The sequence below is a fragment of the Acidicapsa acidisoli genome (assembly GCF_025685625.1).
GTDB lineage: Bacteria > Acidobacteriota > Terriglobia > Terriglobales > Acidobacteriaceae > Acidicapsa > Acidicapsa acidisoli.
The window spans coordinates 94,429-112,077 of record NZ_JAGSYI010000007.1; the positions used below are offsets into that span (position 1 = coordinate 94,429).

Below are 17,649 nucleotides of genomic sequence, written 5' to 3' on the forward strand. Positions count from 1 at the left end.
GTGTAAATCTCAAACCCGCAAATGAACGAAATGGCTGTGACGGGAACCTGAAGAAGACTACTTAAACTGGTTACAGAACAGTTGGTTGTAACGCGGATGTTGCATTGCAATCCAGACCTAATCGGTCGTATACTGAAGTCCGACTGAACTAGTCGTAATTCTTCAGTTCCCTCGATTTGTAATGACCCTTCCCGGAAACACCGGGGCGATATTTTGGAGTGCGCCAGTTGCGTGTGCTGAGCAGTCTTTCGGTAGGCGAAAGCGGAGTGCTGGTGGCGTTGGACTTGCCGCCGGGCGTCCAGAACCATTTGATGTATATGGGCTTTGTACCAGACGCGCGGGTGAAGGCGCTGCATCGCGCCCCGTCAGGTGATCCCACGGTGTATTCGGTAGATGGAATTGAGATCGCTCTGCGGCACGAAACAGCGCGAGAGATTCGAGTAACTTCTGTGCAGAGGGATGCGGAGACAGAGGCTGTTGTACGTACGACCTCCCCGGAAAAGCCCATTCAGGAAATCATTGAGGCAGTTCGATGAGCGAGTGCTGTGCGCCTCCTGTCTATGTACCGCCAGTCCCGTTACCTGGGGCGAAATCTCACGGAAGCGTTCACACAATCGCGCTGATCGGTCCGCCTAATTCAGGAAAATCCACTCTTTTCAACCGCCTAACCGGGTTACGGCAGAAGGTGGCCAACTATCCTGGCGTCACAGTGGAACAGCGCATGGGCCGCATGGCTGGCGTGGGTCGCGACGATCTGACACTGATCGATCTTCCCGGGATTTACTCGCTTGACGCCTATTCGGAAGATGCGCGGGTCTCGATCGATGTGCTGGAAGGCCACATGCCCGGCACGCCAAAGCCGGATGCGGTGCTCTTGGTGCTCGATTCCCTGCACCTGACGAGACAGCTGATGCTGGCCGCTCCAGTGCTTGCAATGGGCTTGCCCACGATGGTGCTCCTCAACATGAGCGACCTGATGGATGCGCGCGGCGGGGCCATCGATCCGCTGCTACTGGCTCAGGAGTTGCAGGCACCGGTTGCCCTGGTGAGCGCCACCAAGGGAACCGGGATGGAGGCCATCCAACTGTTTCTCAATCGGCAATCGAAGAAGGTCGACGGCAAGCCGGAACAAGCTCCACTGATGCTGCCGGTCCTGGGAAACGCGATGAGCACGCATCGCTGGGCAGCGCAGGTGAGTTCGCGGACTGGGTATCGCGCGCCGCTTTCCGCGCAGGCATCGCGACGCGTCGATGCGATATTGCTGCATCGTGTATGGGGTCCACTGCTTTTCCTCCTTGTCGTGATCTCGGTCTTTGAAGTGGTGTTTTCGATCGGGCAGCCACTGAGCGATGGGCTGGGAGACCTTCTGGGGCGGCTGGGAACTTATGCGACAGATTTTCTGCCGGATGGGTGGATCCGGTCGCTGGTGCTGGATGGGGCGTGGAAGGGCGTAACTTCGGTGCTTGTCTTCCTTCCGCAGATTCTTCTGCTGTTTCTCTTTATCGGAGTACTTGAAGATACCGGGTATCTCGCTCGCGCAGCCTTGATTGCCGACCGCGTGATGCGGTCGATCGGGCTGAACGGTAAGGCATTTATCCCGCTGCTCTCGGCGTATGCCTGCGCGGTGCCTGCGATCATGGCCACGCGCACGATTGAGAACAAGCGTGACCGCCTTGCTACGATTCTCGTGACACCATTCATGACTTGTTCGGCGCGGCTGCCGGTGTACATGCTTTTGATTGCTGCATTTGTTCCGAATGTTGCCTTCGCGGGCGGATTGATCGGCCTGAAGACGATTGTGATGCTGAGCCTCTATCTCATTGGCTTCCTGGCCGCGCTGGTGACGGCGCGGCTGTTGAAGAGCTCCATTCTGAAGTCGAGCGACACGCCATTCATTCTTGAGTTGCCGCAGTACCGGATGCCGACGCTGCGCTCGCTCAGCCTGCGCCTGATGGATCGCGCGAAGGTCTTCCTCACCCAGGCTGGCACGATCATTCTCTCGGTCACGCTGGCGCTTTGGGTGCTAGCATATTTTCCGCTTCATGCGGGGCATCATGCGGAGCTGACGGAAAGCGTAATCGGCCGGCTGGGCCACTTTATCGAGCCGGTGATTGCGCCGCTTGGCTTCAACTGGAAGATAGGCATTGGATTGCTCTCCAGCGTGCTCGCGCGCGAAGTGATGGTCGGCACTATGGGCACCCTGTATGGCGCAGACCCGGAGACGCAGGCGTTGAGTCTGCAGACGGCGCTGCATCATGATTTGCCGCTCGGTGGAGCGATTGCGCTGATGGTCTTCTTCGCCTTCGCGCTGCAATGTACATCGACGATTGCTATCGTACGGCGCGAGACCAATAGCTGGAAGTGGCCCGCGCTGCAGTTCGCTTATATGCTGGCGCTGGCCTACGGAGCAGCATTTGTTACCAATTATCTGGTGACCGCGATCTGGGGATAACTTCCGCCAGGAATCCCAACGTGCAACTCCAGCCTGCGGTTGCTCTTCAGGCTGGAGCCCCTCCCCGGTCGCAGATGCCCTGGTCCAGGCCGAACTTACTCGACAAAGAAACGCGTTGACAGCAACCTGGTTAGTCGCTAGCATCCTCCCACGCTGAAGATAGTTGTTCATTCAGAGCCTAGGAGACTGGGGGATTGTATGCGAAAACCATCGTGGATTCTGACGATTTTCATTTCCATTGGCCTGGCACCCTTCGCGATGCAGGCTGCGATTCCAAGCTATGACGCCATTTATGTGTTCGGCGACAGTTATTGCGATGTCGGTAATATCTTCATCGCGACTGGCGGGGCAGAACCGGCGGCACCATATTACAACGGCCGCTTCTCGAACGGGCCAATCTGGATCGAGCATGTTGCGGGAGGACTCGGCCTGCCAATGAAGCCATACCTTGCGGGCGGAACAGATTATGCCTTCGGGGGAGCTTTGGCTACGGCTCCAGTGCAACTTGCAGGCGGGACGATTCCGAGTGTGCCGGAACAAGTAGGGTTGTATCTGGCCGGACACGGAGGCAAGGCTGATCCGAATGCGCTTTACGTGATTGAAGGCGGCGGAAATGACATTCTGGATGCAACGGGCGGTTCACCCGATGCGCTGGCCTTTCAAATCGCGACTGCCATTGCCGAAAGCGAGTTGGCCTTGCGGCGGGCGGGTGCGAGGCACTTTGTTATTCCTAATTTGTTTGATGTTGGACTCATTCCCGCCGGCCAGGCGAATGCGACGTTCGATCATGAAGCGGTCGTGGCGGCCAATCGGGATCTCAATCTGCTGCTGGGGCTCGAAGACTGGATCGAGGGTGTTCATATCCTGAGGCTGGATGTATATAGCCTGCTGGAATCTCTCGAAAATGATCCAACGCACTACGGATTTACGAACATCACAACACCTTGCCTGACTACCTCGGTTTGCGCCGATCCGGATCACACGTTCTTCTGGGATGTTCATCATCCCACGGAGTTTGGGTTTGATCTCTTTGCGGTAACGATGCAGGTGGTTTTGGCACAGCAACAAAGATAATGGCTGTTTGTGCGGGCACTAGCCCGCGCAAACAGCGGGCTCTCCTAATCCGTTACAGACTGCTTTACCCAGGAGAAGTGGCGTCCGAGGATGCCTTTGACCATCCAGCGATCGGTGGCGGCTGTTGGGCCTAAGCCGACACCCAGGTTGATCTCCCACTTTGGAGAGACATTCAGGTCGGTGACAAGGAATATCTGTTGCTGCTGGTCGTGGAGCGGAGCGATCGAAGTGATACTGCCGTAGTCCGCGTAATATTCCACGCCGCCGCTCACAACCTTCGTGAAGTCATAGCCCACTTTCACGGCTGGCGAGAAACCGATGCCAAGGTTGACGTCGGGGCCGTGGAGGGTTCGCTCAAGAGCTGGATTGACCGCAAAGTACCACCGACCGACAGATTTATCGATGATCGGACGGATCTCCCAGGTCCAGGTATCGGGAGAATATGACGCTCGCTGATAGCCAACCTCGGTGGAAAGGCTTACACCGACTGGCCAATGCCAGGAGTCGGGCACCTTAACCCTTGGCCGGATGTGATCGCCGACCCATTGCCATCCGCGGCCATCCTGAAGGCTGGTGAAGACGTAGAATCCGACCTCGGACCAGCTGTTGATGCCCTGCGTGATCTCGAGAGTTTCATGCTCCTGGTGGTTCGTTGGGTAAACGCCGTCGATAAGTTTCTTTTGCCCGTCGATGGTGTAGTTGGAATGCAGCTCAACCATGGTGCTTTTGGCCGGTTCGGTGTCAGAACCGTAGACCTGAATTTCGTAGTTGCCCTGCGCGTGCAAGGATGGCAAGGCGAAAAGGCCTGAGATCAAAAGAAGTGCGAATGTAAAAGTCGAAGTATGACGCATAGGTAGCTAAACAGTTCTTCCTTCCGGCCGCGCACATCACACATAACGAAACAGCATCATGAAGCCCTCGTCCATGTGGTTCTGTTGATGGCAGTGAAACAGGGTTGATCCGGGGTTGTTTGCCGTGAACTCAACGTCCACGTCGGTTTTGGCTTCTACGAGTACCACGTCTTTGATGACGCCCTGCGTCTGAGGATTCCCGGGAAGGCTGCGAATTTCAAAATTATGACGGTGCAAATGAACCGGATGATCGTCGGAGCTCGTGTTCTTGAATTTGAGACGGTAGCGCTGGCCTCTGGTGAGCGAAATCGTTTCGGTGTTTGGCCAGGACTTTCCGTTGATCATCCAGTGATCCGGCGCGCCATGCCCTGCAAATCTGGATTCAAAGACGAGTGGAATGTCGATTACGTTTCCGGCAGGCACGGAAGCCGGATTCACCGCCGCGAAGGTATGGTAGTTCCAAAGCAGTGATTCCGGCTGCTGCCACACGGGTTTGCCGTTGCTGTTGGCGTATTCGACGACGATACCGAGGCCGGCTGCCTGGATGTGCTTGCGCACTTCGCCCAGTACCCAGACGCCGGGGTTGTTCATCTCGACGATGGCGCAGACGCGCTCGGCGGGAACCAGCCGCAACATGGGCACCGACTGAGGATTCGGCACGGAGTTACCGTCGAGGGCGATGACGCGGAACTGATGGCCTGCCAAGGCGATCCAATGTTGCTCGGTAGCGCTCGAATTGAGGATGTGCAGGAGGACGCGCTGGCCCTTCTTGACGCGCAGCGGGTCGCCGGAGCCAAGAAGACGGCCGTTGATGGACGCGAATTTGTAAACCGGGTTCATCGATCCGTCGCCGCTGGCAATCATCTCCCCATCCCAGTCGTGGAGGGTGAGGTGGATTTCCTGGTCGAAATGTCCTGGGTTTTCGCTCGAATTCGCCGGATCGATGAGGATGTGTCCGTGCAGACCGGTGTACTGGCCTTTTTTCAGGTCTTCGCCTGCAAAGGTGTGGGTGTGATACCAGCGAAAGCCCGCGGGACTCGGAGACAAGGTGTAACTGGCTTTGCCGCCGGCCGGGATCATTGGTGTGCCTTCTTCCATCGCACCATCGACGTCCGACGGCGTAAAGAGGCCGTGCCAATGAACAATCTCTTCACTGGCGGAGTGGTTGGTCACGTCGATGGTGACTTGCTGCCCTTCTTTGAAGCGCAACAAGGGGCCTGGAATCTGCTGGTTGTAGGCGACCGTCCGGATGGAGTGTTTGGGCGAGAGCTCCACGGTGTACGGAGCGATATCCAGCGTGTAATCAGCGGATGCGAGGGTCCGGGCTTTTTCTGACAAGGCGGCGGACGCCGCGGCCATGCCGCCGAGCTTGAGGAGGCTGCGACGAGTAAACACAGGTTGACGTTAGCAGGAGGAATGCAGCGTTCGCAAACGCAGAGGCGCGAGAGTTGCGTACGACAGGAACTTCTTGTGTTCGGGTGTCGAAGCGGGCTGCGATGCGGCGAATCCCCAATCGTTTTTTCTAAAACGCAGGATGTGAGAAACTAGAAGAGTAGAAGGTCTTGCTGGGCGGCCCGGCAGGCACGCCCGAACCATCCAAAAGTCTGGAACTCATAAGCCCGACGGGCTTGCACCGTTGTGTGGCTCACGACACGCCGCTGAAAGAGGCGGCCATGGCAGGAAATCGAAACGAATGATCAGTGTCAGCAATGTGACGATGCGTTACGGCTCAAAAGTCCTTTTTGAGGATGTGAGCGTGAGCTTTACTCCGGGGCGGCGCTACGGCCTTACTGGCCCTAACGGAGCCGGCAAGTCCACCTTCATGAAGATTCTGACGGGCGAACTGGAGCCGCAGAAGGGTTCCGTGGTGCGCCCACGCAAGCTCGGAATTCTGCGACAGGATCAATTTGCCTTCGACGCCTACCGCGTGATCGACACCGTGATTATGGGCAACGCTCCGTTGTGGGCGGCGCTCGAAGAGCGGGATCGCATCTATGAGAAGGCCGAGTTGACAGACGAAGACGGGATGCGTCTGGGCGAGCTGGAAGGCGTAGTGGGTGACGAGGACGGCTACACGGCAGAGAGCGATGCAGCCGTGCTGCTGCAAGGACTCGACATTCCTGACGAACTGCATGAGCGCAAGATGAGCGAGTTACAGGGCGGGCAGAAGGTGCGTGTGCTGCTGGCGCAGGCCCTCTTTGGCAAACCGCAAGCACTTATGCTAGATGAGCCGACGAACCATCTCGATCTGGAGTCGATTCACTGGCTGCGGGAGTTCCTCAACGGCTTTCAGGGAACGGTGATCACGATTTCGCACGATCGACATTTTCTGAATGGCGTCACCACGCACACGGCCGATATCGACTATCAGACGATCATCACCTACACCGGTGGGTATGACGACATGGTCGTAGCCAAGACACAGATTCGTTCGCAGCTTGAGGCTCAGAACGAGCAGCGCGAAAAGAAGGTTGCGCAGTTGAATGAGTTCATCGCGCGATTTGCTGCGGGTACGCGTTCTACGCAGGTGACCAGCCGCAAGAAGGAAGTGGAGCGGCTGCAGAGCGCCGAGCTCTCGCGGTCAAATATTCAGCGGCCCTTTATCAAATTTGACCAGTTGAGGCCCAGCGGCAAGCATGTGCTGGAAATTGAAGGAGTCCGCAAGACTTACGGCGATCAGGTTGTCATTGAAGGCTTCGGCGGCGCGGTGATGCGCGGCGAAAAAGTCTGCCTGATGGGCCGCAACGGCGTGGGCAAGACGACGATGTTGAAGTCCCTCCTCGCGAATGTGCCCGGCGAGGCGGACAAGGAGTTCTCACTCGACGCGGGCGTCGTAAAGTGGGGACACGAGGCGCAGATCGGATACTTTCCGCAGGATGTCTCGGGCATTATTCAGCACGGAATGACAGTTTCCGACTGGCTGCATCAGTTCGATCCCAAGGTTACGCGCGAGGAGATTCGCGGTCTGCTTGGGCAGATGCTGTTCAGCGGCGAAGAAGGACTTAAGCCGACGAAAGCGCTGTCGGGCGGCGAGACGGCGCGATTGCTCTTCTGCCGCCTGATGCTGCTGAAGCCGAACATCCTTATCCTCGACGAACCGACAAACCATCTCGATCTCGAGTCGATCAATGCGCTAAACATCGCCCTGCAACGCTATGAAGGCACGGTCTTCCTCGTCACGCACGATCAAGATCTGCTGGAAGAGGTGGGTACCCGCCTGTGGAACTTTGAGCATGGGAAGATAGAAGACCACAAAGGGCCTTACGAGGAATGGCTGGACAAGAAATAAGACCAGAAAACCAGTTTCAGTAGATGCCCGAATGAGCAACTCTCACTCGGGCATTTCTATTTCGATCGGGAGTTGATTGGCCAGACTCAGATGCGGTAGTGGTCTGGACGCCAGTTCTGGATGCGCTCTTTGATCTGCTTACGGTCCAGGTGCTTGTCGAGGGTCAGCTCCACAAGCGAAGGCAGTTCGTCGTCGGAGGCGAAGCGCAGTCCGATTAATTGATCCTCTGTGAGTTCAGGGATGCGCTTTCGAAGTGGCTCCGGCAGCAGGGCATCCATGCGCAGCCTCTCTTCGAGGCGAATGATCCGATCCTGCACTTTGAGCGGGTACATGCGTGACTTGAAGAACGTAATCAGTAACACCACGGACAAAGTCACAATCCAAAGTGTGAGCATCAGCTGGCTTCGCGCGCTGAGAAATAGCAGGATTATACCGAAGATCAAGTTTAGAAAAAGTGCAGCCATTGCAACGAAGTGAAATGGCGGATCGACGCTCGCGTGATTCCGGAAACTCTGCGGTTTTGGCATACTCATGGGCGCTGTTCTTACCTAATCTGTGCTCAGGGCTGGTTATTCTGACTGTCCGTGGATATTTGCCGCAGGAGGTTCGCCGAGACAGAGCCTTCTCCATTCAGCGTCATTCCCATTGCGTTTGCTCGATCAATGGGATTGTCTTGCTGCGAGCTGAAGCCTGTCAATATCGGGCTCGGGTTCGTGACCGAAGTCGCAGGCTGTGCCAATGCGTCCAGATGCTCGGCGTCTACGACGGTTGGATTTTTAGGAATGAGATGGTAGCGGCCGCGTACCAGATAGTCCACCAGCAGACCGCCAGCTATGTACGGATTGAGGACCACGACCGGGATTACATAACCATTGGTGATGAGCGTCTCTGTTACGCCGTGAATGGCGCGGCTCTGATGCCGATAGCCAGGCACTTGAGGGATTTCAAGGACGGTTAGCTGCGCCTCGGGGTGGCGCTTGCCGTACTTCACGAGCGTGTAGGTGACGTGTTTGGGAGTTGTGATGCCGGCATCCGGAAAGACGGTGCGCCCGAACTGATGCGGGAAATAGTTGTTCAGAAGAAAGCGGTCGAAGTCGGCACAGTTGTTGTAGAGGATATTGAAGTGCGACTTGTTAGGCTGCGCATTCAGGCGTGCGATCAGTTCCCTGTCTTGTTCAGGAGTGGTCGCAAACCGAAAGGCATAGGTGTGGCGGTCGTATGCAGTACCGACCAGTTCCGTCCAGCCCCCGTTGAAAAAGCCTCCGGGTGGCAGGTGTGCTCCAAATGCATCGAGGCGGGCTTCGCGATAGTGACTGCGCAGTTGATTGACGGTGTCCTCATTCACGTGGGTAGGCACCTGGGATGGGTCGTCGACAGCATAGAGATACGGGATCAAGGGAATAGCAACCCAGTCATAACCGCCCATGCCTTTGTAACGGCTGATGACGACTCCATACTCGCCAGGCTCACAAAGGCGCAGATGAACAGGAGAATCAGCGCAGACGCGCTGCAAATAAAGGGCGGCATGGCCAGTTGGATTCAGAGTGCCAAAAACGCCGAAGGGCTGCTCCAGTAACAGCGCGGCCTGTGCAAACAAATGCGGCGCCGACAAAAGCAGGAGAAAGAGAGCGGTTGCTTTCAGGGGAATTCTCTGTGGTTTTACTTTCCCGCTCCATTGGAAAAGTTGCATCAGTGATCTCTCGGAATTGGGGTACGGGAAATAGCAAATACCGACCGATTAAGCGCTGTTGCACTATGCACTGTCGTTGACAGTGCATAACTTACCGCTACGTCCAGCTCAGTCCGCAGGGCGCATCAGGCAAAGGGCGGTTTGCCTCTCCTTGAAAATAGACACAGAATTCGCTTCAAAGTTGCCGCATTACGGGGTTTTTCCTGGTCTGGGAACTTTCCAAAACAAGGTAAGCGATGTATTTTTCACCCCCCTTGCAGCCCAACCGATTGGACCCTAGCGGCACTGCCTGCCTGCGTGTTACCGTTTTCTTTCGAAGGAAAAATCGTTCAAAATATTGGCCAACCCTATTTATTCAGAAGAGGTTCACTTGAGTTTTCAATTTCCGGCGCTGCTGCGCTTCGCAATTTCACTTTTTGCCTTCTTCTACGCCGGCTCGATTTACGGCGAGGTGACGCTCCCAAAGGTCTTGGACAGCCACATGGTGGTGCAGCGTGATCTGCCCGTGCACATGTGGGGCTGGGCTGCGGCGGGTGAAAGCGTAACTGTGAGCTTCCGGGGTCAGGACAGAACGACCGCCGCGAATGATCTGGGGCTGTGGAGCGTTTACATGCCGCCGGGTGCGGCAGGAGGGCCGTTCCAACTCACGGTGAAAGGGAACAACACCATCACTCTGGAAGACATACTGGTGGGGGATGTCTGGGTAGCAGGCGGGCAATCCAACATGGAATTCGAGATGCGCAAGGCATCGACAGCAGCCGTAGATTTGCCCAAAGCGGCCGATGACAAGATCCGCCTGATGATTGTGAAAAAAGAATTCTCCGAATTTCCGAAGACCGACCTCGACGGAACGGCCTGGACCGCGTCCACGCCGGAATCAGCAAAGGAATTCTCAGCGGTGGCCTGGTACTTTGCGCAGGAGATCGAGCAGCGCGAGCACGTCCCGGTTGGGGTGATCGACTCGACGTGGGGAGGAACGGTTGCAGAGGCATGGACAAGTCTCACAGCATTGGGGGCAGATCCAGGACTGGCTCCGGTCTTCACCGCGCGCGGCCATATGACGGAGCGAGAAGCTTCCGCTTCGCTTGAACAAAAGGTTCGGACCCGGCTCATCGACGAGGCCAAGGTACAAGGCAAGCCTGCGCCGAAGTTTGCCTGGCACCCAGTGCTGAACACATGGGCTCCAGCACAGCTTTTTAACGCGATGATCGCGCCACTTACTCCTTTTCCGATTCGCGGAGTGATCTGGTACCAGGGCGAAAGCAACAGTGCGCTGGAGCGTTATCCGACCTACGAGCGCCTTTTCCGCACGATGATCGAGGACTGGCGCAACCAATGGTCGATCGGCGACTTCCCTTTTCTGTATGTGCAACTGGCGAATTTCAAATCCACTCCCGCTGAGGAATATTTTCAGATCCGGGAGTCGCAACGGCGGACGCTGGAGTTGCGCAACACGGGAATGGCGGTGACGATTGATATCGGTAATCCCGACGACGTGCATCCGACAGACAAACTTACCGTGGGCCGGAGACTGGCTCTGGCTGCGCGTGCTCTGAGTTACGGAGAACAGCTCGAGTTCTCCGGGCCGCTCTATCGCCAGGTAACGCCAGAGGGCAGCAACTTGCGGGTATGGTTTGATCACGCAACCAGCCTCGAAGCCAAAGGCGGCGCGTTGACGGGGTTCGAAGTCGCCGGAACGGACGGTCAGTTTGCTCCGGCAGACGCCAAGATTGACGGAAGCACCGTGGTTTTGAGCAGTCCTTCTGTTGTGTTACCGGTTGCCGCGCGATACGGCTGGGCGAACAGTCCGGAGTGTCACCTTTACAACGGTGCGGGACTACCTGCGTCTCCATTTACCTCGATTAAGTAGCGATCTCGCGAACGATTGTCGCGAGCACATTTCTTCACCCGAATGGCGGTAGCAACGTACCTGGAAAGGGCCGCGAACCGTTTGGCCTCGACTTAGCCTCTACCTGGCCTCGGCGGACTTCTTACGGCTGGTCCATACTGTTCCCCGATTTCGGCCGTTCGATTTCGTTTACCAGAGACGTGGCCAGACTCTCTGCAGTGCGGGAGAGAGCAAGAAAGGTTTGCAGTTCCATCGCACTTGTTGGATGAGATCCCTCCAAACCGCAGGCCCGGGCCGCATCTTCCAAAACATTGCGTTCGTCTTCAAAATCGTTGCTTGTCGTCGACGGCTTTCCTTCGATTCGGTTCGCCAGTCGATCCAGTATCCCGGCTAACCGATTATCACATTCCTGTTGTGCTGCGCGTGTGGCTTGCGGAAGCTCGAAGCCGGGGAGTTGCAGGCGGTATTTGTAGAGGGTGATACGCGTCAGGAAAAGCATCCGAAGTTTTGGTTGCCACTCACGGATTTGACTGCGCAGGACGAGGGCTGCCTCGCGGGTGGGACCGAATTCGAAGAGAGCCCCATCTGCCAGACTCCTGACCTTGTCAAAGTTCGTGTTGATCTTCTCACGTAGAGAATGGCTGAGCTCGATCGCGATCTTTCTGTCTTTTGAAAGGGGTTGCCTTTGATATTCAGAGAGAGATCGCAGGTTCGCGACGAAAGCTTTCTTCAACTCGACTGAGGCGAGAGTACCCCAGAGTTGATCGAATACGAGCCACATCACAGCGAGGCCTAAAAAGATACCGACCACACGGTCTCTTGCTACACCTAGAGAAATTTGTTCCTTGAATTCCTGAAGGTTGATGAGGTAGAAGGCGACCACTATTTGCACGCCAAAATAGGCCAATCGAGGGCTAGACGCTGCAAACCAGGCGGCCACGGCACTCACTGCGACGAATAGAGCAGTAAATCCAGCAATCGAGTCGAGATAAGGAAGAATAAGAATTTGAGCACCCATCCCGAAGAAAACGCCGCCCACTATCGCGCCCGTGAATCGCAGGATCTGCTTCTGGCGAGAGAAGCCGACCGTAGACAATGCGGTTAACAAACAAGTCGTGATTGCTGTGCTGATACCCGGCCACGCAATCGCGTTGTAGATCACATAGCAAAGACTCGCAGCAAGCCCCCCTTTCAAAGCGAACTTCAGATGGTCCGGGTTGGAGAAAGCATCCGGAACAAAAAAGTTCGACGGCCGTTTGTCATCCGATGCCGAGGGCCTGAGCTCGCCGACCGAGCCAGAACCGGTGAAAACTTCAGGAATGAGCGACACGGTTTTCTCCATCTCATGCAACAGCGGAACGCCGCCTGTGGGTTGACTTGCGTCGTACAACGCTCGTATGTCTGGAGCTTTTCCGCTAAATAGATCGACACGAATGCTGCCGATGTTTGCGGCCAGATCCCGTATCCTCTGCCTGTCGTCACCTCCCGCCGGAATACCGACAGGCATCAGGGTTGCGGCAATATCGACAAGTCTCCCAACCAGCGCCACTACGGCCCCCATCTTCTCGCGGTAGTCTTGCGGATAGTTGGAATTGCGCAAGGTGCCTCGCAACCTTGATGTTCCCAGCATCGCCAGTTGTGTGATCTTCTTAGCTGCAGCCTGGTCCACTGGCCTTCCTGTTCCGTAGCAATCGAGTACCGCTTCAACCGAAGCCAACCTGTCAGCAATGGATCGCAGAAAATCATTCCCGGGCCTCATCGCATCAAACAGCAACTCGACGACCACCGCGACCGCGCTGCCAATCGTCAGAGCAAAGACCGCCCAAAGCGTCCCTTCCACCCTAAGTTCGCCAGAGATATGGCTATCCCAGAGCGGGGTAGTCATTGCGATCAAGTAGCCGATGTTCACCGCCGACACGAATGTGGACATAGCGCTCATTCCATAGAACGCCAGAAACATCGTCCCGCATACCCAGAGAAGACGCAGCGTTGGGTCGTCAACAAAAACAATCGCTCCAATCAGCAAATAGATAGTTCCAAGAGCAAAAGAGAGGGTCCTCGTTCCAGCGGCCTTCACCGTTATCCGAAGGCTTTCGTGCGAGATTGTAAGCGAGTAGATAGCGCAATACGCGCCATAGGGAATCCGAAACGTCATGACAATGAGCATGGAAAGAGTCGCAGAGAGTACCATGCGTCCCACCAAGGCAGCTCTTCCGGGGTAAGGTACAAGCTCCTCTCTGAGAAACTCCCAGATCCAGCTCGACCGTCCAGTCGATTTCGGTACGGTTTGAGCAATGGTTGCCATAATTAATGCCCGCGGATTTCGACCACTGCTGACTCACCGAATCGAAATAACTCCTGGGGAGGATTCTTGACCCGCACTCGGACCGGATATCGAGAAGCCAGGTGCACCCAATTGAGCGTTCGCTGTGCGTCTGGAAGGCCAGGTTCCAAGCGGCCAAAGACATCGGGATCTGGAGTCGTACCGAAGCCAATGCTATCTACCACGCCGGAGAAACGTACACTCGGTTTCGAGAGTAGAAAGACATCAGCCCGCATTCCAGGCGCAATGTGCTCCAGTGTTCCTTCACGAAAGTTGGCTATTGCCCACCACGTGCGTGCATCGATCAGAGTGAAGACCTGCTGCCCCACATGCACGAAAGCACCCTCGGAGATCGTAAGGTTAGTAACACGCGTATCGAATGGCGCATAGACCCGGCAGTTATTGAGATTGTACCGGGCGGTTTCTACGGCCGACGTGCGAGCGCCACGTTGATTAATGAGCGGTTCGAGCGTGGTCACGGCATTGATTGATTGCTCGTGCCGGGCATGGCTTTCCTCCAGGGCAGCCTTGGAGTGTTCGTACTGCGCTATGGCCGACTTCAATCCGGCCTGAGAAAGCCGTAGTTGCGATTCCGCCTGCTTGAGTGCCTCGGCCTGAGCAACCTCGGACGTTCTCGCTCTGTCTACCTGGTCTACTGTGACATACTGTTTTGCAAGCAGCGGCTCAATCCTGTGCAAGTTATTGTTTGCGTAGGTCCACTCTGCTTTGGCGCGGCTCACGCCCTGCTCTGCGTTCGCGACATCTGCACGAGCCTCTTCGACATCCGCTGCCCACCGGTCGATGTCAGCTTCTGAGCTATGGATATTCGATCGCGCAATGGAAACGCCGCTTACCAGTGCAGCGATCTTCCGACGTTCGTCCTCAATTTGCCCTTCGAGAGTAGCCTGGTCAGAGAGGGCTTTTTCGAGCGCGTACTTATAAGGCCGATCATCGATCTCAAACAATAACTCGCCTTGTTTCACAAATTGATTGTCGCGCACATTCAGCCGCGTGATTGGCCCTTCCACTTGCGGTGCGATACCGATGAAGTTCGCGAAAATCTCAGCATCATCGGTTCGGGGGTATCGATTGGTCTGCCAGATTACCAACAGTCCAGTAATCAAGGCGCCCGCAATGATGGAAGTCCTCACGATTTGGCCGACGCGCCCGGATCGAGACGTCAGGTCATCTTCGGGCATCTCTTCTCCTTTCCTAATTAATTGAAGAACAGCAGCCAAAGGGAAAATGCGAAAAATGCGGCCAGACAGGGATACACGAGGATCAACGGCTTCAGTTGGTCTTCCAGCTTGATATGCACAAAATACAAGCGCGCAACAACGGTGAGCAGTAGCCCGATGACTCCGCACAATATCCATGCTGGGAAGAACGAGCCAAGAATATCGAAGGAGGGCGCGCGGGAACATCCTGCCGTCGAGAGCGCGGCAATAGAGCAGGCTGTGACCGCGACCGGTCGGATCAGACGTTTGCGGCTGAGCGAATTCAGCGTTCTCGTCATCTTAGTGTCCTTTTGCGTCGAGCAGATCTCCAGTCTGGATGGCTAATGCGCAATGCTGGTCAGCAGCTAATGGGCGCGCGCTCACGTGGGCGCTACGTGCCACGGCTACAGCACGCTGTGCGGAGACAACATCTATAAGGGCCAGGCAAAATGCGGTTAGCATAACACTCACGATCATGATAAATCTTGCGGCTGTATCCGAAGCGCCAATCGGACACATTGAATCCCTTCGTTGGTTCAACGGGCAATTTAGATGCAGCTCAAGGACTTATCGATACTTATTTCCTCGAACCTGCCACGCTAAAACACCATGCATCAGACTGCTCATGGAACCGCCGGAAGCCTAAGCGTTAGTCGTGCTTTTTCCTCTAATTCGATGCCCTATTATCGCCATCTATGCCTTCAGTAATCTGGAGCCCCACATACGCTGGACGCCGTCATACTGGCACTAGAACATTTGCGATATCGCTTCGAGCCGATAACTCTTGGATATCAGCCTTGTCGACAAAGTATCGACAGCACTTATTCGGTGTGGCTGCGACAATTGGCAAGAAGTCTCCGTTGCGGCACGGACTTCCCGCATATGCGGATCGCGCATCTCATCTATTGGAGTGTGTGGACATGAATAAGAGAGCGGCAGAGACGCACCAAGAGACCAGGCCGGACTCACGCATCGAGTCCGACAGCATGGGAGAAACTGAAGTCCCGACCAATCATTATTGGGGAGCACAGACGCAGCGCTCGCTGCACCACTTCGCCATCGGCGAAGACCGCATGCCGCCGGAGTTGATCCGGGCTTTCGCCATCCTGAAAAAGGCGGCGGCGCTTGTAAATCACGATTTAGGAAAACTCCCGCAGGACAAGACGGATTTGATCGTCCGCGCAACCGATGAGTTGATTGCAGGTAAGCACAAGGACGAATTCCCGCTGCGCATCTGGCAAACGGGTTCGGGCACGCAGACAAACATGAACGTCAATGAGGTGATCTCGAACCGCGCTATCGAACTTGCAGGCGGCGAGATGGGCAGCAAGAATCCCATTCATCCGAACGATCATGTGAACATGTCGCAGTCGTCGAACGACACCTTTCCGACGGCGATGTATATTGCCGCGGCATCGGTAGTGAAGGAGCAACTTATTCCGGCTGTGCAGCGCCTGCACGATGCGATCGCAGCGAAGGCAAAGCAGTTCGCGGAGGTAGTCAAGATTGGACGCACCCACCTGCAGGATGCAACGCCGCTCACGCTTGGCCAGGAAATGGGCGGGTGGGCGAGCCTGCTCGCGCGCGATATTGCTCGCATGGAATCGACGCTCGACGGCCTCTACGAGCTTGCTATCGGCGGGACAGCCGTGGGCACCGGACTGAACACGCACCCGGAGTTCGCTGAGCGCGCTGCGACAAAAATCGCAGCACTGACAGGCCTGCCATTCCGCTCGCATCCCAATAAGTTTGCCGCGCTGTCGGCCCATGACGAGCTTGTGTTTGCGAGCGGTGCGCTCGAGACACTTTCGGCCTCGCTGATGAAGATCGCCAATGACGTTCGCTGGCTCGGTTCGGGGCCGCGCTGCGGATTAGGCGAACTCAACCTTCCAGAGAACGAACCGGGCAGCTCGATCATGCCGGGCAAGGTTAATCCCACGCAATGTGAAGCGATGACGATGGTGGCCGTACAAGTACACGGCAATCATACTGCGATCGCATTCGCGGGCAGCCAAGGCAACTTTGAACTCAACGTATTCAAGCCAGTAATGATCTACAACTTCATGCACTCGGCGCGGCTGTTGACTGACACCTGCCACATGTTTGTGGAGTTCTGCGTGGAGGGCATGGAAGCTAACCTCCAGTGCATCCGCGAGTATGTGGAGAACTGCCTGATGCTTGTGACCGCGCTCAATCAGCACATCGGCTACGACAAGGCCGCTACGTTGGCCAAGGCAGCGCATCAGAAGGGACTCTCGCTACGCGAAGCGAATCACGAGCTTGGGTTTCTCACGGAGGAAGAGTTCGACAAATATTTGCGCCCCGAAAAGATGACATGTCCTGAAGTCCAGTAGAGACATTCATTGCCCCGACTTCTGGGTTTATCAACCAGAGGCTGCTCTTCGCTTCGCTCCTATTCATTCGGAAGAGACGCGCTTCGAAGAGTTCGGCGGCCCCTCGCAGAATTGCAAAAAAGAATCGAACAGGAGTCTCTTGCTTCCGAACGCGAAGAGTCCCCGCGGGTGATTCCTTACCGCAGTGGAGCGAGTTGGGCTCAGAAACGATACGTGGCATTGCAATCGCCATACCTTCGCCAGTAGACTGGTTATGGCCGGCGTGGATCTGCACACGGTCGGGGGAACTCCTGGGGCGCCAGACGGCATAGATGACTAGGCGGCATGGGCATCTTGGTGTCAATCATGGCACGATGGAACGCGTTTCGATGGCACAGAGTACGATCAAAACTGCCGACTAGTGAAGGCGAGACCAGAGAGCACCTCGTAAGTCGTTGTAAACAAAGCGGAGAGTTGGCAGAGCCCGGTTGAATGCACCTGACTCGAAATCAGACGTAGTCGAAAGGCTACCGGGGGTTCGAATCCCTCACTCTCCGCCATTCACTGATTC

At 56.0% G+C, this 17,649-nt stretch carries 13 protein-coding genes and 1 tRNA gene; 7 read left to right on the forward strand and 7 right to left on the reverse strand.

Features of this window, described 5'->3' with window-relative positions; all coding sequences use genetic code 11:
• The first annotated feature begins 218 nt into the window (after nt 1-218).
• The 3 genes from OHL23_RS27895 (at nt 219) to OHL23_RS27905 (ending at nt 3,526) form a co-directional block, all read left to right on the forward strand.
• Nucleotides 219-536, forward strand: coding sequence for a FeoA family protein (locus OHL23_RS27895; RefSeq protein WP_263355371.1), 318 nt, complete (start codon nt 219-221; stop codon nt 534-536).
• Complete coding sequence (feoB, locus tag OHL23_RS27900; RefSeq protein WP_263355372.1) at nt 533-2,452, forward strand: ferrous iron transport protein B; 1,920 nt, start codon at nt 533-535, stop codon at nt 2,450-2,452. The genes OHL23_RS27895 and feoB overlap by 4 nt, the downstream gene beginning before the upstream one ends.
• Before the next feature lie 198 nt (nt 2,453-2,650).
• Nucleotides 2,651-3,526 carry an SGNH/GDSL hydrolase family protein gene (locus tag OHL23_RS27905; protein WP_263355373.1) on the forward strand — a complete coding sequence of 292 codons (876 nt, stop codon included), beginning with the start codon at nt 2,651-2,653 and terminating at the stop codon, nt 3,524-3,526.
• A 44-nt stretch (nt 3,527-3,570) separates the two neighbouring features.
• Here OHL23_RS27905 and OHL23_RS27910 read toward each other — a convergent pair whose 3' ends face one another.
• The gene (locus OHL23_RS27910; RefSeq protein ID WP_263355374.1) at nt 3,571-4,320 is read right to left on the reverse strand and encodes a hypothetical protein; all 750 of its coding nucleotides are present in this window, start codon (nt 4,318-4,320) and stop codon (nt 3,571-3,573) included.
• A 93-nt stretch (nt 4,321-4,413) separates the two neighbouring features.
• On the reverse strand, nt 4,414-5,772 hold the full coding sequence (locus OHL23_RS27915) for a multicopper oxidase family protein (RefSeq protein WP_263355375.1): 1,359 nt from the start codon (nt 5,770-5,772) through the stop codon (nt 4,414-4,416).
• Nucleotides 5,773-6,070: 298 nt separating this feature from the next.
• On the opposite strand from OHL23_RS27915, the gene OHL23_RS27920 reads away from it, so the two are divergent.
• Entirely contained in the window at nt 6,071-7,666 is a 1,596-nt protein-coding gene (locus OHL23_RS27920) for an ABC-F family ATP-binding cassette domain-containing protein (protein ID WP_263355376.1), read from the forward strand.
• An 86-nt stretch (nt 7,667-7,752) separates the two neighbouring features.
• On the opposite strand, the gene OHL23_RS27925 is transcribed toward OHL23_RS27920, so the two are convergent.
• Complete coding sequence (locus tag OHL23_RS27925) at nt 7,753-8,199, reverse strand: DUF6526 family protein (RefSeq protein WP_317891734.1); 447 nt, start codon at nt 8,197-8,199, stop codon at nt 7,753-7,755.
• A gap of 26 nt (nt 8,200-8,225) precedes the next feature.
• The gene (locus tag OHL23_RS27930) at nt 8,226-9,356 is read right to left on the reverse strand and encodes a hypothetical protein (protein WP_263355377.1); all 1,131 of its coding nucleotides are present in this window, start codon (nt 9,354-9,356) and stop codon (nt 8,226-8,228) included.
• Nucleotides 9,357-9,726: 370 nt separating this feature from the next.
• On the opposite strand from OHL23_RS27930, the gene OHL23_RS27935 reads away from it, so the two are divergent.
• Complete coding sequence (locus OHL23_RS27935) at nt 9,727-11,226, forward strand: sialate O-acetylesterase (protein ID WP_263355378.1); 1,500 nt, start codon at nt 9,727-9,729, stop codon at nt 11,224-11,226.
• 121 nt (nt 11,227-11,347) lie between these two features.
• Here OHL23_RS27935 and OHL23_RS27940 read toward each other — a convergent pair whose 3' ends face one another.
• From OHL23_RS27940 to OHL23_RS27950, 3 genes are read right to left on the reverse strand one after another with little or no spacing between them, the layout of a single operon-like run.
• The gene (locus OHL23_RS27940) at nt 11,348-13,510 is read right to left on the reverse strand and encodes an FUSC family protein (protein WP_263355379.1); all 2,163 of its coding nucleotides are present in this window, start codon (nt 13,508-13,510) and stop codon (nt 11,348-11,350) included.
• A gap of 2 nt (nt 13,511-13,512) precedes the next feature.
• Nucleotides 13,513-14,727 (reverse strand): HlyD family efflux transporter periplasmic adaptor subunit, encoded by a 1,215-nt coding sequence (locus tag OHL23_RS27945; protein ID WP_263355380.1) that lies wholly within the window; start codon nt 14,725-14,727, stop codon nt 13,513-13,515.
• Nucleotides 14,728-14,744: 17 nt separating this feature from the next.
• Nucleotides 14,745-15,044 carry a YtcA family lipoprotein gene (locus OHL23_RS27950; protein ID WP_263355381.1) on the reverse strand — a complete coding sequence of 100 codons (300 nt, stop codon included), beginning with the start codon at nt 15,042-15,044 and terminating at the stop codon, nt 14,745-14,747.
• A 621-nt stretch (nt 15,045-15,665) separates the two neighbouring features.
• Here OHL23_RS27950 and fumC point away from each other — a divergent pair.
• Nucleotides 15,666-17,099 (forward strand): class II fumarate hydratase, encoded by a 1,434-nt coding sequence (gene fumC / locus OHL23_RS27955; protein WP_263355382.1) that lies wholly within the window; start codon nt 15,666-15,668, stop codon nt 17,097-17,099.
• 447 nt (nt 17,100-17,546) lie between these two features.
• Nucleotides 17,547-17,638, forward strand: a tRNA-Ser gene (locus OHL23_RS27960).
• Nucleotides 17,639-17,649 lie beyond the last annotated feature (11 nt).